Source organism: Rhodoferax sp. GW822-FHT04A08 (assembly GCF_058801025.1).
On record NZ_JBXAMW010000009.1, the window covers coordinates 152810 to 172698 of the forward strand.

Genomic DNA, 19889 nt, shown 5'->3' on the forward strand with positions numbered 1-19889 from the left:
TCAGGCTTCCTGTTCCAACAGCTTGAAGCGGCGGATATTGCGGTCGGCATCGGCCTGTATGCGCGCGAGCATCTGCGCATCGCCCTTGGGTCCGAACAGATGGGCAAAGCGCTTTTGCAGCTTCAGGTATTCCTGCACCGGCACGGGATGGCGGAGCTGGGTAACGGCAGTCACTTCGCCGTGCTCGGCCTCAAAGACCGGGAAGAGACCGGTCTCGCGCGCCAGGCGGGCGAGCTTGATGGTGTCGTGGCTGGCAGAGCCCCAGCCCAACGGGCACGGCACCAGCACATGCAGGTAGCGCGCACCGCGGATGGACATGGCCTTCTCCACTTTGGCTTCGAGGTCGCGCAAGTCGGCCACGGTGGCGGTGGCCACATAAGGAATCTCATGCGCCATGGCAATCAGCGGCAGGTTCTTGCCCTGGCCTGCGGGCGCGCCCGGGTGCGGACCCACGGCCATGGTGGTGGCGGTACGCGCACCCATGGGCGTGGCCGAGCTGCGCTGCACGCCGGTGTTCATGTAGGCCTCGTTGTCGTAGCAGATGTAGAGCACATCGTCATTGCGCTCGAACATGCCCGAGAGGCAGCCAAAGCCGATGTCGGTGGTGCCGCCATCGCCACCCTGTGCAATCACGCGCACGTTGTTGGCGGCGCCGTTCTTCTGCGCCTTGACCTTGAGTGCCGCGGCAATGCCGGTGCCCACCGCTGCGGCATTGCCGAACAGCGAATGGATCCAGGGCAGTTGCCACGACGTTTCCGGATACGGTGTGCTGAACACTTCCAGGCAGCCGGTGGCATTGGCTGCAATGAGCTGGTTGTGGGTGGCGCGCATGGCCGCATCCACCACGTAGCGCGCACCCAAGGCCTCGCCGCAACCCTGGCAGGCGCGGTGGCCGGAGTTGAGCGAGTTGCTGCGCTCCTCGCTGGACTGCACGCTGCGCTGCTCGGGCGAGAGCAGGCGGTTGCCTACGGTGAAGGTACCGGTCTGGTAGAACTTGATGGGGGTCGTCATCACAGCACCTTGGAAGCGATGGAACCCACATCGCGCAGCAGGTTCTCGGCAATGGGGCCGCTGCGTCGCGTGGCGGCTTCGCGTTCGAGCTGGCGGTTCACGATGCGCCAGTCCAGGTCCATGAAGGTCAGGGACTGCAGGCTGTCGGTCGTGGCCTCAGCAAAGGTGCGCACCAGGGATGCCTTGCTGATGGCGCGGCCGCCCAGGCCAGCGACCACTGTGTAGCCGTGCAGCTGCAGGCCCGACAAGGCCAGCCGCACATCGGTAGACACCACGCCGCCCAGCCCCACGGAAAAACTCTTCTCCAGCACCACCACCCGCTTCGCACCCTGCAGCGCCGCGCGCACCGCGGCCAGAGGGAAGGGGCGGAAGGACTGGATACCCAGCACGCCGATCTTCACGCCTGCAGCGCGCATCTCGTCCACCGCATCCTTGATGGTGCCCAGCACCGAACCCAGCGCCACCACGATGGTCTCGGCATCCTCCGTGCGGTAGGGTCGTACCAACCCGCCGGAGTCGCGGCCAAAGCGTTGCTTGAACTCCGCCGCAATTTGCGGGATACGTTCCAGCGCCATGGTCTGCTTGGCGTGGGCCAGGTAGCGCACCTCCATAAAGGCCTCCGGCCCCACCATGGCGCCTATGGACACGGGCTCGGCTGGGTCCAGCACCTGGCGCGGCTCGTAGGGCGGCAGAAAGGCGTCCACATCCGCCTGGTCCGGCATGTCCACGCCTTCGTACGCGTGGGTGAGGATGAAGCCGTCCATGCACACCATCACCGGCATGGACAGTTCCTCGGCAATCTTGAAGGCCTGGATGTGCAGGTCCAGCGCCTCCTGGTTGGTCTCGGCAAACAGTTGCAGCCAGCCGCAGTCGCGCTGGCTCATGGAGTCGCTGTGGTCGTTCCAGATGTTGATGGGTGCACCAATGGCGCGGTTGGCCACCGTCATCACGATGGGCAGCCCCAGGCCGGAGGCGTTGTAGACCGCTTCGGCCATGAACAGCAGGCCCTGGCTGGCCGTGGCCGTGTAGGTACGTGCACCGGCTGCCGATGAACCGATGGCCACGCTCATGGCGGCGAACTCGCTCTCCACATTGATGAACTCGCAAGGCGTGAGCGAACCGTTCTTCACCCGCTCGCCCAGACCTTCGACGATGTGCGTCTGCGGTGAAATGGGGTAGGCGCAAATCACTTCCGGACGCGCCAGCGCCACGGCTTCGGCAACGGCGGCCGAACCTTCAACTTGCTTGCGCATGGGCCAGCTCCTTCATTTCATTCTGGACATAGGCATAGGCTTCGCGGGCACCGGCGATGTTGCCGTCTGCGACCTTGCCGGAAAACTTGTGGCGTATGGCATGCTCCACCGCATCCAGCGTGACCAGCCCGGCGAGCGCGGCAAAGCCGCCCAGCAAAACGGCGTTGGGCAAGGGGCGGCCCAGATGCCGCAGCGCAATATCCGTGGCCGGAACCGTGGTCAGGCGCTCGTGGCGAAAGTGCTTGCTGATATCCGCCAAACCCAGTTCATCAAAGGTGCGGCGGGTGTTGATCAGCACATAGCCGCCGGGCTGCAGCCCCTGGAACACGTCGACCTGGTGCAGCAAGGTGGGGTCCTGCACGATCAGCACGTCGGGCGCCAGTATGGGTTCGCGCAGGCGGATTTCATGGTCGTCGATGCGGCAGAAGGCCACCACGGGAGCGCCGGTACGCTCGGAGCCAAAGCTGGGAAAAGCCTGCGCATGGTGACCCTGTTCGAAGGCGGCCAGCGAGAGCATTTCGGCCGCTGTGACCACCCCTTGTCCACCGCGCCCGTGAATGCGAATCTGCAACATGGAAGACCATCCTCTTTGAAACCAAAGGTGAAGGCATTCTGTTCCCGCGCGTCCACGTCAATATTGATTTGCGTCAACACAATGGCGTGCATCACAATGTCTCATCGGCAATGTAGCCGGACAAACAATTACACGCCCACGTCCATGGGCGGCACATATGGCACAGCTGCTAGAAGACATTTCCAACACGCGGGCCCTGGTCGTGGAAGGCAACCCGGCCATGCGCTCGATACTGGTTAGTCAACTCAAGGACTTCGGAATCCGCACCGTGATGCAATGCGGGCGCATTGCAGACGCAAGGCGCATGCTGGAGTTTCAGAGCTTTGACTTCGTATTGTGCGAACAGCACTTTCCCATGGAAAGCGCAACCGGACAGGACTTGCTCAACGATCTGCGGCGCAACCAGCTGCTTCCGTTCTCGACCGTGTTCGTGATGATCACCGGTGAGGCCACCTATGCCAAGGTGGCCGATGCCGCTGAGTCGGCGCTGGATGGCTATTTGCTCAAGCCCCACAAGCCCTCGCAATTGAGCGAGCGGCTGCAGCAGGCCCGGATACGCAAGGCGGCATTGCAGGAGATCTTTTCTGCCATAGAAGAAGGCGACTTTGCCCGCGCCGCCAAGCTGTGCATCGCGCGCTTTGAAGCCCGAAATGCCTATTGGCTGTATGCCGCGCGCATTGGGGCCGAGCTGCTGCTGCGCCTGGACCAGCCGACCCAGGCCCAGCGCCTGTACGAGGCCGTCATCCAGGCCAAGACCCTGCCCTGGGCCAAACTGGGTGTTGCCCGCTCCATGCTCGATGGCGGACAGCCCGCCGCAGCGGTCAGTACGCTGGAAAACCTAATCACGGAAGACCCCACCTACGCCGATGCCTATGACGTCATGGGCCGAGCGCAGTTTGAGTTGGGCAAATTCGAGGAGGCATTGGCAACCTACCGCATGGCCAGCCAGCTCACGCCAGCCTCCATCGGACGGCTGCAGAGTTTTGGGATGATGTCGTTTTATGCTGGCAAGCTCGAAGATGCGGACAGGGCCCTGCAGCGCACAGCGTTCCTGGGCCTGGATTCCAAGATCTTTGATTGCCAGGTGCTGGTGCTCAGCGCCTTCATGACGTTCGGACGCAATGAGCAAAAGGGTTTGCAGCGTTGCGTCAATGACTTTGAACGCCTGCTGGAACGTGACCCAGGGCAGGAACGCACGCGGCGCCTGTCCAAGGTCGTGCAGACCTTGAGCCTGATACACCACCACCAGATTGCGCAGTCGCTGGTGTCGGTGCGCGCCATGATCGGCGAAATACGACTGCCGGAGTTCGACTTCGAGTCAGCCTCCAATCTGGTGGCGTTGCTGGCGCAGCTGGCCAAGCGCGCCATCCAGCTTGAAGAGGTGTACTCGGTGATCGACCGGCTGGCATTGCGCTTTTGCTCCAGCCGGGCCATGAGCGAGCTGCTGATCGGCGCTGCCAAGGCTCACCCCGAATACGCCGACCGCGTGCGCACCTGCAGCGCCAAGATACTCAAGTACGCCGAATACGCCATGTCGCTCAGCCTCAAGGGCGACCCGGCTGCCGCTGTCAAGGAGCTGCTGCTGCGGGGCGAGGAGACACTCAACATCAAACTAGTGGAGTCGGCCTTCAGTGTGCTGGACCGCTACAGCGACAAGATCGGTGACACCACGGAGCTGAAATCGCAGGTGGAGGCGCTGCGCCTGCGGTGCGCGGCGAGCAAGGCACGCGTGGGGCCGGGCGAAGGACCGCGCAAGGCGGGTGGATTGACTCTGCGCGTGGACGGTGCAGCACCAAAAAAGAGTGCGCCCGAACCACAGGCAGCAACTGGCAACTAACCGAGCTTGGGCACGTTGGCCATGGCGGCGCACAAGGCGTCATAGCACAGCGGGTCCAGCGCGGTGCCCACGGTCTTCTTCATCATCTCCAACGTCTGGTCCACCGGCACAGCACCGCGGTAAGGGCGCTCAGCAGTAATGGCATCGAAGATGTCGGCCGTGGTGATGATGCGGGTTTCAATGGCGATGTCTTCAGCGGTCAATCCGCGTGGATAGCCACCACCGTCCAGGCGCTCGTGGTGGGCTCCGGCAATGCGCGCCAGCTCGCGAAAGGCGCTGATGCGCGAGAGGATGGACTCAGTGAGCTCCGCATGCTTGCGCACGGCTTCCCACTCGGCTGCATCGAGCTTGCCAGCCTTGTCGAGCACGCTGTTGCTCACGCCCAGCTTGCCCACGTCGTGCAGCAGTGCCCCGCGCTTGAGCCAACGCCTGCGCTCCAGGTTCAATCCCAAGGTCTCGCTGATCAAGTCGGTGTACAAGGCCACGCGCGCGCTGTGGCCGCTGGTGTAGGGGCTCTTGGAGTCCACCACCTGACCGAAGGCCGTGGCAATGTCGTCCAGGTAGTCCTCATCCAGAGGCACCTCAAAGCGGGCCGGCTCCAGAGCCGCCACGGCCGCGTCGATATCACTGGAAGTCAAGGTGTTCCAGAACGAATCCTGTGCTGCCAGCCGCTCCACCGCATCCACCAGCGCGGGGTCAAACCACTGGCCTTTGCGATTGCGCACTTCGGCCAGCGCCGCCTCCTTGCTGTCGGCCGTGTGGAATACGTCAATGACCTGTGCCAGCAGCGCAATGCGGGAGTACAGCGGGATATCGGTGCCAGCGACGCCACTGGGCTTGCCCGCGCCGTTCCAGTGTTCGTCCAAGTTGTAGATGCCCTGGGCAATGCCTTCGGAGAAGCGCAGCAGCCGAGCGATCTCGGCACCGCGCTGGCAGCGGGTCTGGATCAACTGTGTGGAGTACTCCGACCCGTTCTTGAAGATGTTGAGCACACTCTTGAAGCGCTCAGCCAGCCCGGTCTTGAGGCCGGTGTGCTGCAATACGAAGCGCACCACCTGCGGCAGGCTGTCGCCCACCTGCTTGAAATCACGCTTGAAGCTCAGGTCATCGGTCAGGTAGAGCTCGCAAATGCGCGCCGCATTGCTGCTGCAGCCCAGGTCCTTGAGTAGCAGTGTGTAGTAGAGCTCCCACAACTGCTGCTCGGGCATGCCGATTTCGCGGCCTATGTGCATGCCGATCCAGCAGCAGCGTACGCAGTGCCCCACCGGCTGCCCTTCCGTGATGTCCAGTGCGTGACTCAGTGCGCTGATGAGCTCGGACAGCTTGAGTGCCGAAGCCTTGGTGACAAACTGGATGGGCGGTCTGTGCATGGATGGGTGGGTAATCTGTGCAGATTAAACACCGATCCATTGGGCATGGTCGGAGCAGGGGTGATTGCCGCCGCTAAATTGCGGCCTCCGCTTCGGCTTGCGTCTCGTAGATGTGCGGTGCCAGACCACGGCTGCTGATGGCCGCGCCCAGCTTGTTGCGCAGGAACGCGCTGGTGCTGTAGCGCGTGATGCGGGCGTAGTAGTGCTCGCTCATGTGCTTGACCACTTCGGCATAGGCGTCCATGGCGGGCTCCATGATTTCAAAGCCGTCGTAGTTGACGATGGTGTTGACGCGGTGACCGATCTCCTGGCACTTGCGCTCAACGGCCGCCTGCACATCCTGTGCGTCCTTGGGCGTGAGGAGCTTGAGTCCCTGGAAGTTGAGGAACAGCAGGTTGCGCTCAGGCTGGTAGGCAATGCGGTCCAACAGCGAGATGGACAGCAGCGTGTCCTTCAGCCCCATGGGCTCCTCGCGGAAGATGCGTGCATCCATAGTCAAAGGATTGCGGATGATGGGCTTGAAGGCCATGTAGGGCAGGATGTCGCGCTCGATGTCCACGCCGGGCGCCACTTCGGTCAGCTCCAGTCCTTCGGAGGTCAAGGTCAGCACGCAACGCTCGGTAACGTAGAGCACCTTCTTGCCCATGCGCGCAGCGTATTCGCCGCTGAAGGTAACCTGCTCGATCTGCTCCACGAACTTGCGGAACTTGCCTTCCTTCAGGATGGTGAGTTTGCCGTCCCCCACCTTGACTTCCAGGCCACCTGCGGTGAAGGTGCCAATGAAGATGACCGTGCGGCTGTTCTGCGTGATGTTGATGAAGCCACCGGCGCCGGCCAGGCGCGGGCCGAAGCGGCTGACGTTGATGTTGCCGCGCGCATCGCACTCGGCCAGCCCCAGCACAGCCAGGTCCAGGCCGCCGCCGTCGTAGAAGTCAAACTGCTGGTTCATGTCCAGCTGCGCGGTGGCGTTGGTGGAGGAGCCAAAGTTCAGGCCGCTGCCGGGTACACCGCCCACCACGCCGGGCTCGGCAGTGAGCGTCATGTAGCGCAGCAGGCGCTCTTCGTTGGCGATATCGGCCACGCCTTCGGGCATGCCGATACCCAGGTTGACCACTGCATTGGGCATGAGTTCGAAGGCGGCGCGGCGCGCAATCACCTTGCGCTCGTCAAAAGGCATGGGCGGCAGCGCATCCAGCGGTACACGCATCTCACCCGAAAGCGCCGGGCTGTAAGGCGTGCCGTAGGTTTGCATGTGGTATTCGGGACGGGCCACGACCACGCAATCCACCAGAATGCCGGGCACCTTCACGCGGCGCGGCAGCATGGCCCCGGCTTCGGTAATGAATTCCACCTGTGCAATCACGATACCGCCGGCGTTCTTCACGGCCATGGCAATCGCCAGCGCGTCCTGCGTGAGCGCCTCACGCTCCAGCGACAGGTTGCCATCCGGATCGGCAATCGACGCGCGAATGAAGGCCACGTTCGGCTTGGGCGCCTTGTAGAACAGCATCTCGCGCCCGCCCAGGGCGGTGACTTCCACAATGTCTTCGGTGGTGCTGGCGTTGATCTTGCCGCCTTGCAAACGCGGGTCCACAAAGGTGCCCAGCCCCACCGGCGTGAGGTTGCCCGGCAGGCCTGCGGCGATGTCGCGGTACATGTGGGAGATGACGCCCAGCGGCAGGTTGTAGGCCTGGATCTGGTTGGCCATGGCCAACGCGCCCATCTTGGGCACCAGCCCCCAATGGCCGCCGATGGCAGAGGCAATCAGCCCCGCGTAGGCGATACGGTTGAGGCCGCGGTCCTTGCCATCGCCGGGGCCGCCGCCAAACAGAAGATGCAGATTGCGCGGCTGCGCTGTCTCCAGAAAGCGCTTTTCCAGCGCTGCCAGCAACTCGTCGGGGACACCAACGACCCCGAAACCGGAGCAGACCAGTGTGTCGTTATCGTGTACGAGTGCGACGGCGTCGCTGGCCGACACTATTTTTGATTTCATTGCTTGGCTCCTTGCTGTTTTGATTGTCAGCCACGCCCAGCAACTGCTCCATGCGCTGGATCAATTCCAGCGAGTGGGGAGCCATCTCCGCGCGCGCACCCACGATGAAGTTCACCAGCTCCAGTGCCTTGGCACGGTCTTGCGGCGTCTTCAGCAGCAGGGGCAGTGTTTCCACTGCACGCTTGGGCTCGAACTCGGCGATGATGGATTGCTCCTGGATCAGCTCGCCTCTGCGCTCCGGGCCCATGGCCTGGAAAGGTTCGGTGTGGTTGAGTATCTGGGCCGAGCGCTCCAGCCGGTCGCGTCGCACCGAACCGCGCGAATCCGCCATCAGCACCAGCATGCGGATCACACCGGCTGCCAGGTCGCCACGCTCCATGTTGGCAAGAATCTTCTGGACCTCGGCCGAGCGGCGCAGGTTGCGCCCCTGCTTGCGTTCGTTCTCCAGCTCTTCCGGACGTCCCAGCCAATGCATCAAGGGCGTGCCGTAGATGGCCAGGAAGGTGTTCTCGTAGGCTGCATCGCGCAGGTCGCGCATCAGGTCCATGCCCTGGATGATGCTGTTGGCCATCACCCGCTCCAGCTCCAGAAACGGGTTGCCGGGTGTCACGGAAGGGGTCTGGCTCTTGGCCCATTCGACGAATGGCGTCATGGCTGGCAACAGCGGATTGGCGTCAGAGAACAGCTTGCGGCTGACCCGCGACGGGTGCGATTCGCGCAAGGCCTTGGCGGTCTGCGGCGTGACCATGCTCTTGAGCAAGGGGCGCACCGTGGTGTCGTACGCCTGGGCACCGAGTTCGGAAAAGCGCGCCACGGCAGCGAAGTCCTTTTCCTGGTCGCGGTCGTTTTCCACCGTGGTGAGGATGTCCCTCATGCGGCGCTCGTGGAAGCTGACGTAGAAGTGCTCGTTGCCTTCGTCACCTTCCATTTCGTCAATCTTCATCTCGTACAGACCGGGCGTCAGCGCCTCGATGGTCTTCAGGGTGGATGCCACTTCCGTGTGTTCCTTGCGCGCAATGGAGGACGACACAAAAATGCCCAGGTGGCCCACCTTGTCGTGCACCATGTAGATGATGCGCTGGCCGCGCACGCGAATTTCCAGTTCGTCGACAAAGGTATCCACGATCCAGTTGAGTGCCTGCTGCGGCGGGGTGATGTTGTCGCCGCGGCTGGCAAACACGATGATGGGTGAACGGATCGCCCGCAAGTCCAGTTTGTGGCCTGGCTCCAGCTCAGCCTCGCCACGGGCCAGCTTGTTGCCCACAAACAGCTGCTCGACGATCCAGCGGATCTCGGCTTCGTTGGTGAAGTGGAAGCCCCCCCACCATTTCTCGAACTCCAGAAAGCTCTTGCGCTTGTTGTCCACGTCGGAGAACAGGTCGTAGTATTTGCCGAAGAAGTTGCGGCTGGGGTTGAGCATCTCGAAGTTGGACACCAGATGCGCACCGTCGAACTCGCCGCCGCCCAGGTCGGACATCAGCAGTGCGGGCACCACGCCGCCCAGCAGGCCGCCGTTGTAGCGCATGGGGTTCTCGCCTACCTGGCCCGACCAGGTGGCCACGGGTGCACCGTTGATTACCAGAGGCCCGGTCAGATCGGGGTTGGCTGCAGACAGGATCAGCGTGGCCCATCCGCCCTGGCAATTGCCCACCACCACGGCCTTGGGTGCATCGGGGTGGCGTCTGGCGATCTCGCGCAGGAACTCGGCCTCGGCGCGCATCACCTCCACCAAAGTCTGGCCCGGCTCGGGATGCTGGCGGAACACCACAAAGTACACCGGGTGCCCGGCACGCAAGGCCACGCCGACCTGGCTGTCGGGCTTGAAGCCGCCTATGCCCGCACCATGTCCGGCACGGGGGTCGATGATCATGAACGGGCGCTTGGTATCGAGCACCTGCACACCTTGCGGCGGAAGGATCTTGAGCAACTGGTAGTTGACCGGGCTTTGCAGCTTGCGTCCATCCACCACCACTTCATAGGCATAGTCCAGCACCGGTGGCGTGCCCGCTTCTTCGTGGGCCCGATCGATATTGCCGCGCTCACGCAGAACATCCAGTGTCAGCGCCATACGCCGCGCGGCATTGGCCCCGTATTCCATGAACATCTGGTAGGCCTCTGCCGCCGTCATTGCCTGTGCAATGTCCTGCTGCGTCTGCGCCAGTTCCTTCGACAGTTCCAGTGCGCGGGCCCCGTGTGTTCGGGCAATCTTTTCACGGTGATGCGTTGCGCTGGAGAGAAGCCGGTTGGACTGCTTGGAAAGCGTCTCCAGATCAGCAGGAACATGTTTCTCGAAAGGCGTGGAGCTGAATAGGGGGAGCATGGCTTTATTTGTTTGAAACTCAGAGTAGATTTACTTCAAGTCTTCTGCAGTGTAGGGTAGCTAGGCGTCGTGAAGCTTGCGTGACGCTGAACTGGCAAAGCCTGTTTGCAACGACGAAAAACCCGCAGGCTTCAAGCCCGGCGGGTTTTTCGTGTCTGGCGTATAGCCCAGGCTTACTTGGCGGACTTCTTGGTCTTGGTGGCGGAAGCGACCGAAGCGGCAACCGATGCACCCTTGTCCAGTGCCGAACCCAGTGTGGTTTCAGCTGTGGAGGCAGCAGCCTTCAGGTTCTTGGCTACGGCGGCAAATGCCTCGGGAGCGGGATGGGCCTTTTCCACAGCATCCACGCTGCTATGGAACTGGTCCACGCTCAGGGAAGTGGCTGCCTTGAGGTTCTTGGCAAACAGCGCCATGCTGGCTTCTGCGGAGGCCTTGAACACTTCAAATGCAGCTTGCGGGTCCTTGGCACCCTTGATCGATTCCACGGATTCGGCCAGCACGGCTTGTGCTTCCTTGGCTTGGGCCTGAGCCAGGTCGGCCCATGCCTTGAGGTTGTCCTGCACGGGCTTGAGAGCTTCTTGCATGGCGGCGGGATTCAGTTTGGGAGCCGATTCCGACATGGTCTTGGCGATGGCTTCGAAGGGAGTGTTCTTGAACATGGTGGGGTCCTTTGGTAAAAATTGTTGCAGTGCAGCAATTATTGATCAACGCGGCCCAACGTGCCACTTTTTCACCCGTCCCAAGTGCGATTAGTTGCCGCGCCCTATTTCCTGACCGCACCCAGATCGGAACGCCAACGCGCTCTAGTCCTGCAACGACAGAACCACTTTGCCAAACTGCTCACCCGCCTCCAACCGGTCCAGCGCTGTATGGATCTGCTCCATGGGGTAGGTGCTGTCGATGACCGGGCGCAAACCGGTCTTCTGCACGAAGGCAATGAGTTGACGGAACTCCGACAGGTCTCCCAGCGTGGAGCCCATGATCTGCAGTTGCCGGATGAAGATGCGGCGCAGGTCTGCAGGCGGCTGGTCTCCCGCAGTGGCACCACAGGTCACCAGTCTGCCGCCACGCACCAGGGATTTCATGGCCTGGGGCCAGGTGTTACCGCCTATGTTCTCTATCACCACATCCACGCCGCGGCCCTGGGTCAGCGCGAGCACGGTCTTGGCAACGTCCTGCCGGGAACTGTCGATGCAATGGTCTGCTCCCAGCGCGGCGGCGCGGCTGAGCTTGTCCGCACTGCGGGATGTGACAAACGTAGTCAGCCCCACCAGCTTGGCCAGTTGCAGGGCAGCCAGTGACACACCACCGCCAATTCCGAAAATCAGCACGCTTTCACCAGGTTGCACCCGTGCCTTGGTGAACAACATGCGCCAAGCCGTGAGGTGGTTGCCACACAAGGCCGCTGCGTCGGTGAACGAAAGACCGTCGGGAATGGCGAGCGCATTCTGGACCGGGACACTGACCCATTGCGCCATGGTGCCATCGCGATGCTCGCCCAGGTACTGAATCTTGTTGCACAACACGCCCTCACCGCGCTGGCAGAACTCACAGCGCCCACACATGACAGCAGGGTACAAGGTGACGCGCTGGCCCACCGTCAGGTCCGTTTCCGATGCGTCCACCTCTTCGACAATGCCGGCACCGTCTATGCCCATGACTTGCGGCAGTTTGTGGGTGATGCCAGCGCCGCTGTTGCGCATATAGAGGTCCACGCGATTCAAGGTTGCCACCTGCATGCGCACCAGTGCATGGCCGGGCTGGCGCAGCGGCTTCTCACCCTGGATCAGGGACACCACCTCATTGCCGCCATGGCCGGTGATCACGATACTTTTCATTGACAGGGTCCTCAGACGAAAACAGGAATGAACGGGCCACACGGCTGCGCAATTTTCTCATGCACTCCATGTGGAGATCTGTCACCGGTTTGATATGACGCGGGATGCGGGGTATAACTGAACACAGAACGACACTCGACACTCTTGAGGAGACAGCACCATGTCCATTGCCCATGCCCTTTCAGGCGAACCCATCGACGTTACGCCCTACGACGCACGGCTTGGCGAGCAGCGCTCAGCGGCTCTTTTCAAGTCGGAGCAGCTGGAAGTCATACGCCTGGTGCTGTCTGCGGGCAAATCCATGCCCATGCACAAGGTGAGCGGTGAGATCACCATCCAGTGCATCGAGGGTGAGCTGGACGTGCAGGTGGATGGCAACAGCACCCGCCTGCTGGCCGGGCAACTCATGTTCTTGCTGGGCTCCGTTCCCCACAGCGTGACGGCAATCGCCAATGCTTCGGCCCTGGTCACACTGGTGTTGAACCAGTAGTCGCGCCTCATCCATTCAGGAGTCCCTCATGTCCACACCCCTGGTATTCACGTTTGTAGGGGCTGACAAGCCGGGCCTGGTTCAGGAACTGTCCCGCACAGTGGCCGAGCATGGCGGCAATTGGCTGGAGAGCCGCATGAGCGAACTGGCTGGTCAGTTTGCCGGCATCGTTCAGGTCGAAGTCCCGCTGGCGCGGGCAGCCGCATTGCGCGCTGCGTTGCTGGCACTGTCGGCGCACAACCTGTCGGTGGTGGTGGCGCAAAGCCAGGGAGAGAAGGTCCCCAGCGGGGTTCGTCACCTGCGACTGACGCTTGTGGGTAACGACCGGCCTGGAATCGTGCGCGAGGTATCCCAGGCACTGGCGGCCCGTCACATCAGTGTGCGTGAAATGGATACCCGCATCACCAGCGCGGCCATGAGCGGCGAGCCGCTATTTGAAGCGGCGGCAAGCATTGAGGTGCCCAGCACACTGGATCTGGACGAGCTTCACGGCCAGCTCGACAGCATCTCCGACGCGCTCACCATCCATATTGATCTGGAGGAAATGCCTGCGTAGCTCCGTCAATGCAGGCAGTATGGTTTCTTGCTCAAGATCAAGGAATGCGCATGCCCCCCTTCTCGGCACAGGCTTTGTCGCCGCACCGGTGTAGCGCAGTGATATGCTGTTTACGACGGTGCAGCGAGGACGTTTCGCAAGATCCTTCCAACCGCACCACAATCGGCAGAAGCCTGGAACCACGAAAAGGAGAATGAAAATGAAACTGACTATCAGCGGACACCACATCGAAGTTACCGACGCACTGAAGTCTTATGTGACAGGCAAGCTCGACAAGATCACCGGACACTTTGAGGAAGTGGTGGATACCAAGGTCACGCTGTCCGTGGAAAAGCACAAGGAAAAAGACGGCAAGCACGCCGAGTGCACGTTGCACCTCAAAGGCGCGGATCTGTTTGCCGAATCTTCCAACGCAGATCTGTACGTCGCCATCGATGAAATGGCTGCCAAGCTGGAGCGTCAGGTCATGCGCCACAAGGAGAAGATCCAGGATCACTCCAAGGACGCGGCCAAGCGCGCCCCCGTTCTTTGACACGACCCACTTCGAGAGATCTCCATGACCGCAACCCCTACACAGTCTTTCAAGGACGCGATGAAGGCGACAGACGACGACGCCATCACGGAAGTTGACATGGGGCAAGTGGTTCTGCGCCCCGACGGTTACTACTGGCAACCCACCGAGGGCAAGCAGGAACTCGGCCCCTTCGCCACCATGGAAGAGGCGCTGGCCGAGTTGGATGCTTCGGACTCTGAAGAGGAGCCCGGGCCTGGAGAGTCGCTGGAAGAGGCCGAAGACGAACTCGGCATAGCCGACTGGATCGACCCCGACACCGGTGAACCGGCAGAGGGGCTTTCAACTCCACGACTGAATGACGAGTAATGCACTTGACCGGTTGAACCGGCGCTCCCTTGCATGACGCCCGAAGGCTCCGCGCCCACCTGGTACACCGCCACGGTGGAGCAGGACGGATTGCAGGTGGACGCGCCGGACAACCAGCCGCTGTTGATCTCCCTGGAGCAAGGCGGTGCCAACTGGATGAGTTCGTGCCGCAATGGCACCTGCCGTACCTGCATCGGCAAGCTTGAATCGGGCACAGTCCGCTACGAGATCGAGTGGCCGGGACTGTCGACCGAAGAAATGGAAGAAGGCTATGTGCTGCCCTGCCAGGCCTACCCGTGCTCTGACATAGTCATCAATCCGGCTTGATTGGCTTGTTGGGCCGACGCGCAGTTGCGCTGCGTCGCAGGAACTGGCCTGCAACAAAGATGTCACGCTCGATGGCACGCCGCACCGCGGCGCTGTCGCGTTTCTCCAGCGCCTGCATCACATCCTCATGGGCGTCGTTCAGACAGGCGGCTGCATCCGGCGTGTCAAACAGCTGATTCGAAATAGGCCCGGCTTTGAGCCACAGGTTGTCGATCAGATGAAACAGCAGGGGCGAACCGGAGGCACGGTACAGCAGCACGTGAAAGTCTTCGTTGGCGGCAAGGTACTCATCCCGGTTCAGTTCGGCCAGGGCTTTTGCCATGCGCTCGCTCAGCGCCTGCATATGGGCAAGCTGTTCGCTTTGCAGACGCAGACTGCCGCGCTCGGCGGCCTCCCCTTCGAGCAGCATGCGCATTTGCAGCAGATCGTCAAACTCGGGCACCGACAGCACCGGCAGGGTCACGCCAGCATTGGGCACGTTGATCAGTGCGCCTTCGGCGGCCAGCCGCTGCAATGCCGCACGCACCGGCATCTGGCCCACGCCCAGATCCGCCGCCACATTGCGAATCTTGAGGCGTTCACCGGGCAAAAAGCGGCCCACCGTGATCCATTGCCGCAGCGTCTGGTACACGGTGTCCTGCTGTGTGGTGGTGGCGACTTCCGAAGGGACCGGGCTGCTTGGCGTTGGGTTCATGTATTGCGTGGGTCGTGTGCCGTCAGGTGCATTCATCCAGAAAATCGCGCATGCCCTGCAGCAGGCGCGCCACATCATCATGCCGGGTATCGGGGCAAATCAGCATCATGTTGTGAAAGGGCGTGATCAACACTTCGCGGTTCAAAAGATACAGGTGGATGGCATGCTCCAGCTCGGCATCCATGGCGTTGGCGGCCTGGGTACCGTTGACAGGAGCCACCGGGCAGAACTGGAACTCTACCCGAGCGCCGACTTGTGTGACGCACCAGGGCATGTGACGGCTTGCCAACAACTCTTGCAACCCCTGGGCCAGCACGCCGGCCAAGGCGTGCAAGGGCACATAGGTGGGAGCCGTCATTAATTCTGACAAGGTAGCCCGCATGGCCGCCATGGCCAACAGATTGGCCGTCAACGTGGTGCCAATGCCCGAATGGCCCGGTGGCGCATTGCGCTTGGCCTGCACCGCACGCTGCGCCAGTTCGGCACTGAAGCCGTAGGCGGCACACGGCATGCCGCCGCCCAGTGGCTTGCCGACCACCACCGCATCAGGCGCCAAACCATGTGCCCGTGCATAGCCGCCTGGGCCGCTGCTGATGGTGTGGGTTTCATCCATCACCAGCATGGCACCATGCTTTTTGATCAGCGCCTGCGCCTGTTCCCAGAAGCCCGGCTGCGGCAACACCATGCCAATGTTGGTCATGACCGGTTCGGCCAGCACGCAGGCCACGTCACCGGGTGCCAGCGCGGCTTCGAGTGCAGCCAGATCGTTGAACTCCACCACCCGGGTGGTCTGCGTCAGGTCGTGCACCTGGCCCAGCAGGCTGTCGCGCTGCACGGGCTGGCCGTCCACCAGATCGACAAATACGTCGCTGACCGTCCCGTGGTAACAACCATTGAAAACCAGCAGAACCTTGCGACCCGTAGCCGCGCGCATCCAGCGCAGCACAAAACGGTTGGCGTCGGTGGCGGTCATGGCGAACTGCCATTGCGGCAACCCAAAGCGTTCTGCCAGCAACTCGGCCACCACGGCACCGTCTTCATTGGGCAGCATGGTGGTCAGGCCCAATGCCGCCTGGCGCTGCAACGCTGCGGTCACTGCCGCAGGCGCGTGACCGAACATGGCACCCGTGTCGCCCAGGCAGAAGTCCGCCAGACGGTGGCCATCCACATCCTGCAGGTGCGCGCCCTGTGCGCTTGCCACCTGCAAGGCAAATGGTGTGCCCCAATCGCTCATCCAGTGCAGCGGTACACCGAACATCAGGTGCGCACCGGCACGCGTGGCCAGTGCCTGGGATTTGGGATTGCGCTGCATGTAGAGCGCACGTTCGCGCGCGACCAGTGCATGCAGCTTGTCTGTGGAAATGCCGCTGGGACGCAGGGCAGAAATCGTAGTGTTCATTGAATTACCCTCAGACCAACAGCAGCAGATGCTCACGCTCCCAGGAGCTGATGACGCGGTTGTACATGGCAAATTCCAGCTCTTTCACGGCGCAGAAGGCATCCACAAAGGCGCTTCCCAACATATCGCGCATGGGTTCGCAGGCGCGCATGGCGTTGATGGCATCTTCCAGATTGCGCGGCAACTCGTGGCTGACGTTCCAGGCGCTGTCGATGGTGGCTTCCGATGCCTGCAGCTTCTCACACATGCCCACGTAACCCGCGGCCAGCGTGGCTGCCATGGCCAGGTACGGATTCACATCCACGCCGGGCACGCGGTTTTCCACACGGCGCGCATCCGGGCCGGACTTGGGCACGCGAATGCCGCAGGTGCGGTTGTCATTGCCCCAGCGCACGTTGATGGGCGCCGACATGAAGGGCGACAAACGCCGGTACGAGTTCACATACGGCGCGAACATGGGCATCAGCTTGGGGATGTAGGCCTGCAGGCCTGCGATGTAGCTGCCAAACAGCGGGCTCTCGGTGCCATCGGGCAGACTGAAGATGTTGTTTCCTTCAGCGTCGGTAATGCTTTGGTGGATGTGCATGGCGCTGCCGGGTTCCTGCTCCATCGGCTTGGCCATGAAGGTGGCAAAGATACCGTGGCGCAGCGCCGTCTCGCGCACCGTGCGCTTGAACAGAAACACGCGGTCGGCCAGATCCATGGGCTCGCCGTGCGAAAAGTTGATCTCCATCTGGCCGGGCCCGGCCTCGTGGATCAGGGTTTCGACGCCCAGCCGGTGCTGTACGCAGAAGGTGGACAGCTCCATGAAGAAGGGATCGAAGTCATTCACCGCATCAATCGAATAGCTCTGGCGCCCCGCTTCGGGTTTGCCGGTGCGGCCCAAGGGTGGCTGCAGTGGTTCGTGCGGGTTGTTCTGGCGTGCCACCAGATAGAACTCCATTTCCGGTGCGACCACCGGCGTCCACCCCTTGGCGCGGTACAGCTCCAGCACCCGGCGCAGCACGCCGCGCGGCGATATCTGGACCGGGCTACCGTCCCATTCCTGGCAATCATGGATGACCACGGCAACCGGCTCGGCCGCCCAGGGCACCAGCCGCACCGTGGCACCGTCCGGGACGCACACCATATCGGGGTCGGTGTCTCCGACAAAGGGGCCGTTGTCAGGCTGCTGCCCGTTGACCGTGTTGAGCAGCACGCTCTTGGGCAGGCGCATCTGCCCTTCAGCCAGGAACAGATCGCGCGGAAGGATCTTTCCGCGCGCAATACCGGTCATGTCGGGAATGACGCATTCAACCTCATGGATGCGATGGGCAATCAGGAATTCTTCCAGGGTTTGTGGCATGGGAATGACAGTTTGTGGGGATCGTTCAATGATACATGCATTGACCTATTTGTGATCACAAATAAACCATTAAATCTACCTATAAGTGAAAAATAGAGTTTTTATGATCTCAATTCATTACACCCAAGCAAAAACACGGATGCACAAGTGCATGCCGCGCAATCCGTACTCGGGAACTCCCGACCAAAGTGGCACTGCAAATCTCCCAGTTGGTTATACAATGCGAATCATTCTCATTAACTGGGTGTACTTCATGAAATCAACCCTCGCCTTGGCCTTGTTGGCGTTCGCCACTGCCACCAGCTTTGCCGCCACCGACGAATTCACGTTGACGATCAAGAACCATGTGTTCGAGCCCAAGGAAATCAAGCTTCCCGCTGGCCAGAAGATCAAACTGCAAGTGATCAATGCAGATCCCACACCGGCCGAGTTTGAAAGCAAGCCCCTAGGCCGCGAGAAGGTGATTCCCGGCAAGACCACCGCCACCATCAATCTGGGGCCGCTCAAGCCGGGCCGCTACGCATTTGTCGAGGAATACCACGAGACCGAAGCGGGCGCCCAGGGCACCATCGTCGTCGAATAAATCCGGGAGCACACCATGTTTGCAGCCGCCATCATCGTCTTCCGTGAATCCATGGAAGCGTCGCTCATCATCAGCATCATGATGGCCGCGACAAGGGGCGTTCCACAACGCAGTCGCTGGGTCGCCGGTGGCGTGTTGCTGGGGCTGATTGGCGCTGCCATCGTGGCTTCCAGCATGGGCGCCATTGCCAATCTGGCGGACGGCATGGGCCAGGAGTTCTTCAACGTGGCCATCCTGATCACGGCAGTCGCCATGCTGGCCTGGCACAACATCTGGATGTCGGCACACGGCAAGGAGTTGGCCCAGCAAATCAGCAGTACGGCGCGCTCGATAACTGATGGCAGTCGCGAGCGCTCGGTGATCCTGATCGTCATCGCATTGGCCGTTTTGCGCGAAGGTTCCGAGACGGTGCTGTTTCTGTACGGCGTTGCCACCAGCGGTGACAGCGGGCTGCGTGACACCGCACTGGGTGGCGGACTGGGCCTGGCTGCAGGCGCTGCCGTCGCCAGCCTGCTTTACCTGGGCCTGCTGAGAATACCGGTGCGCTGGTTCTTTGCCGTCACCGGCGTGCTGGTGCTGTTGCTGGCCGCCAGCATGGCTTCGCAAGCGGCCCGCATGCTGATTCAGGCCGATGTGCTGCCCAGCCTGGGCGCGCCGATCTGGGACACCTCCAGCGTGCTTTCGCAGGACACGGTGGCTGGCACCATACTGCACGGTCTGGTAGGTTACGACGCGCAGCCCGCAGGCATGCAGGTGATTGCCTACGTGCTGGTACTCATCGTCATCACCAGCGGCATGCGCTGGGTATCGGCGCAAACCGCCCAGCGCAAGAGCGCTGCCTAGAGACCGAGTCCGGAGCCCGCGCCCAGCAGCGTGGCGAGTCCGAGCAGCGCAAACACAGCGGCGGCGATGGAGTGCACCAGCTTCATGGGGATCTTGTTGGCCAGCTTGTCGCCAATGAAGACCGCCGGCACGTCAGCGATCAACATGCCCAGCGTGGTGCCGGCCACCACCCACAGCGGACTGGCGTAGTGCGCGGCCAGGGCCACGGTAGCGATCTGGGTCTTGTCGCCCATCTCGGCCAGAAAGAAGGTGATCAAGGTAGCACCGAAAACGCCGAACCGATGCGCCACCTGGGTTTCCTCCTCTTCAATCTTGTCCGGGATCAGTGTCCAGATCGCCATGGCGATGAAGGAGGCGCCCAGCACCCAGCGCAAGATGCCCGGTGTGATGCTGGCGGTGATCCACGCGCCCAGCGCGCCGGCCAGACCGTGATTGACCAGCGTGGCGCACAGAATGCCGAGGATGATGGGCAGCGGCTTCTTGAAGCGCGCCGCGAGGATGAATGCCAGGAGTTGGGTCTTGTCGCCGATTTCCGCAAGGGCAACGACTCCGGTGGAGATGAGAAGGGCTTCCATA

Annotated in this window: 20 protein-coding genes; 8 read left to right on the plus strand and 12 right to left on the minus strand. The window is 61.9% G+C overall.

Annotated elements, in window-relative coordinates:
* The 3 genes from AC1RMF_RS17755 to AC1RMF_RS17765 are packed head-to-tail and all read right to left on the minus strand — an operon-like array spanning position 1 to position 2838.
* Entirely contained in the window at positions 1 to 1011 is a 1011-nt protein-coding gene (locus AC1RMF_RS17755) for a thiamine pyrophosphate-dependent enzyme (RefSeq protein ID WP_493143204.1), read from the minus strand.
* On the minus strand, positions 1011 to 2264 hold the full coding sequence (locus AC1RMF_RS17760; RefSeq protein ID WP_493143205.1) for a transketolase C-terminal domain-containing protein: 1254 nt from the start codon (positions 2262 to 2264) through the stop codon (positions 1011 to 1013). Before AC1RMF_RS17760 ends, AC1RMF_RS17755 begins: the two co-directional genes overlap by 1 nt.
* Positions 2248 to 2838 (minus strand): 2-oxoacid:acceptor oxidoreductase family protein, encoded by a 591-nt coding sequence (locus AC1RMF_RS17765; protein ID WP_342619345.1) that lies wholly within the window; start codon positions 2836 to 2838, stop codon positions 2248 to 2250. The genes AC1RMF_RS17760 and AC1RMF_RS17765 overlap by 17 nt, the downstream gene beginning before the upstream one ends.
* A gap of 157 nt (positions 2839 to 2995) precedes the next feature.
* Between AC1RMF_RS17765 and AC1RMF_RS17770 the strand changes: the two genes are divergently transcribed.
* Positions 2996 to 4675, plus strand: coding sequence for a response regulator (locus AC1RMF_RS17770; protein WP_342619346.1), 1680 nt, complete (start codon positions 2996 to 2998; stop codon positions 4673 to 4675).
* On the opposite strand, the gene AC1RMF_RS17775 is transcribed toward AC1RMF_RS17770, so the two are convergent.
* The 5 genes from AC1RMF_RS17775 to AC1RMF_RS17795 form a co-directional block, all read right to left on the minus strand.
* Complete coding sequence (locus tag AC1RMF_RS17775) at positions 4672 to 6045, minus strand: HD-GYP domain-containing protein (protein ID WP_493143208.1); 1374 nt, start codon at positions 6043 to 6045, stop codon at positions 4672 to 4674. The genes AC1RMF_RS17770 and AC1RMF_RS17775 overlap by 4 nt on opposite strands.
* A gap of 73 nt (positions 6046 to 6118) precedes the next feature.
* Positions 6119 to 8038, minus strand: coding sequence for an acyl CoA:acetate/3-ketoacid CoA transferase (locus AC1RMF_RS17780; RefSeq protein ID WP_493143209.1), 1920 nt, complete (start codon positions 8036 to 8038; stop codon positions 6119 to 6121).
* A complete protein-coding gene (locus tag AC1RMF_RS17785) occupies positions 7986 to 10358 on the minus strand; it encodes a DUF3141 domain-containing protein (RefSeq protein ID WP_493143211.1) in 2373 nt (790 codons plus the stop codon). The genes AC1RMF_RS17780 and AC1RMF_RS17785 overlap by 53 nt, the downstream gene beginning before the upstream one ends.
* Before the next feature lie 173 nt (positions 10359 to 10531).
* Positions 10532 to 11017 (minus strand): hypothetical protein, encoded by a 486-nt coding sequence (locus AC1RMF_RS17790; RefSeq protein ID WP_342619351.1) that lies wholly within the window; start codon positions 11015 to 11017, stop codon positions 10532 to 10534.
* Between the two features lie 144 nt (positions 11018 to 11161).
* Positions 11162 to 12196 (minus strand): zinc-binding dehydrogenase, encoded by a 1035-nt coding sequence (locus AC1RMF_RS17795; protein ID WP_493143213.1) that lies wholly within the window; start codon positions 12194 to 12196, stop codon positions 11162 to 11164.
* 160 nt (positions 12197 to 12356) lie between these two features.
* On the opposite strand from AC1RMF_RS17795, the gene AC1RMF_RS17800 reads away from it, so the two are divergent.
* The 5 genes from AC1RMF_RS17800 to AC1RMF_RS17820 all read left to right on the plus strand — a co-directional run bounded on the left by AC1RMF_RS17800 (position 12357) and on the right by AC1RMF_RS17820 (position 14449).
* A complete protein-coding gene (locus tag AC1RMF_RS17800; protein ID WP_342619353.1) occupies positions 12357 to 12686 on the plus strand; it encodes a cupin domain-containing protein in 330 nt (109 codons plus the stop codon).
* A 28-nt stretch (positions 12687 to 12714) separates the two neighbouring features.
* Positions 12715 to 13242 carry a glycine cleavage system transcriptional repressor gene (locus AC1RMF_RS17805; RefSeq protein WP_342619354.1) on the plus strand — a complete coding sequence of 176 codons (528 nt, stop codon included), beginning with the start codon at positions 12715 to 12717 and terminating at the stop codon, positions 13240 to 13242.
* 199 nt (positions 13243 to 13441) lie between these two features.
* The gene (gene hpf, locus AC1RMF_RS17810; protein WP_342619355.1) at positions 13442 to 13774 is read left to right on the plus strand and encodes a ribosome hibernation-promoting factor, HPF/YfiA family; all 333 of its coding nucleotides are present in this window, start codon (positions 13442 to 13444) and stop codon (positions 13772 to 13774) included.
* A 24-nt stretch (positions 13775 to 13798) separates the two neighbouring features.
* On the plus strand, positions 13799 to 14122 hold the full coding sequence (locus tag AC1RMF_RS17815) for a hypothetical protein (RefSeq protein WP_493143216.1): 324 nt from the start codon (positions 13799 to 13801) through the stop codon (positions 14120 to 14122).
* 33 nt (positions 14123 to 14155) lie between these two features.
* Complete coding sequence (locus AC1RMF_RS17820; RefSeq protein WP_493143218.1) at positions 14156 to 14449, plus strand: 2Fe-2S iron-sulfur cluster-binding protein; 294 nt, start codon at positions 14156 to 14158, stop codon at positions 14447 to 14449.
* Here the strand turns inward: AC1RMF_RS17820 and AC1RMF_RS17825 are convergent.
* Genes AC1RMF_RS17825 through AC1RMF_RS17835 form a run of 3 tightly spaced genes read right to left on the minus strand, consistent with a single transcriptional unit; the run spans position 14436 to position 17887 of the window.
* On the minus strand, positions 14436 to 15143 hold the full coding sequence (locus AC1RMF_RS17825; RefSeq protein WP_493143221.1) for a GntR family transcriptional regulator: 708 nt from the start codon (positions 15141 to 15143) through the stop codon (positions 14436 to 14438). The genes AC1RMF_RS17820 and AC1RMF_RS17825 overlap by 14 nt on opposite strands.
* Positions 15144 to 15165: 22 nt before the next feature.
* Positions 15166 to 16542 carry an aspartate aminotransferase family protein gene (locus AC1RMF_RS17830; RefSeq protein ID WP_493143223.1) on the minus strand — a complete coding sequence of 459 codons (1377 nt, stop codon included), beginning with the start codon at positions 16540 to 16542 and terminating at the stop codon, positions 15166 to 15168.
* A gap of 10 nt (positions 16543 to 16552) precedes the next feature.
* Positions 16553 to 17887, minus strand: a complete 1335-nt coding sequence (locus tag AC1RMF_RS17835; RefSeq protein ID WP_493143225.1) for a glutamine synthetase family protein — start codon at positions 17885 to 17887, stop codon at positions 16553 to 16555.
* A gap of 253 nt (positions 17888 to 18140) precedes the next feature.
* On the opposite strand from AC1RMF_RS17835, the gene AC1RMF_RS17840 reads away from it, so the two are divergent.
* Together AC1RMF_RS17840 and AC1RMF_RS17845 are read left to right on the plus strand one after the other, a co-directional pair.
* Positions 18141 to 18470 (plus strand): cupredoxin domain-containing protein, encoded by a 330-nt coding sequence (locus AC1RMF_RS17840; RefSeq protein ID WP_342619361.1) that lies wholly within the window; start codon positions 18141 to 18143, stop codon positions 18468 to 18470.
* A gap of 15 nt (positions 18471 to 18485) precedes the next feature.
* Positions 18486 to 19313 (plus strand): FTR1 family iron permease, encoded by an 828-nt coding sequence (locus AC1RMF_RS17845; RefSeq protein ID WP_493143227.1) that lies wholly within the window; start codon positions 18486 to 18488, stop codon positions 19311 to 19313.
* On the opposite strand, the gene AC1RMF_RS17850 is transcribed toward AC1RMF_RS17845, so the two are convergent.
* Entirely contained in the window at positions 19310 to 19888 is a 579-nt protein-coding gene (locus AC1RMF_RS17850; RefSeq protein ID WP_342619363.1) for a TMEM165/GDT1 family protein, read from the minus strand. The genes AC1RMF_RS17845 and AC1RMF_RS17850 overlap by 4 nt on opposite strands.
* Position 19889: the final 1 nt, after the last annotated feature.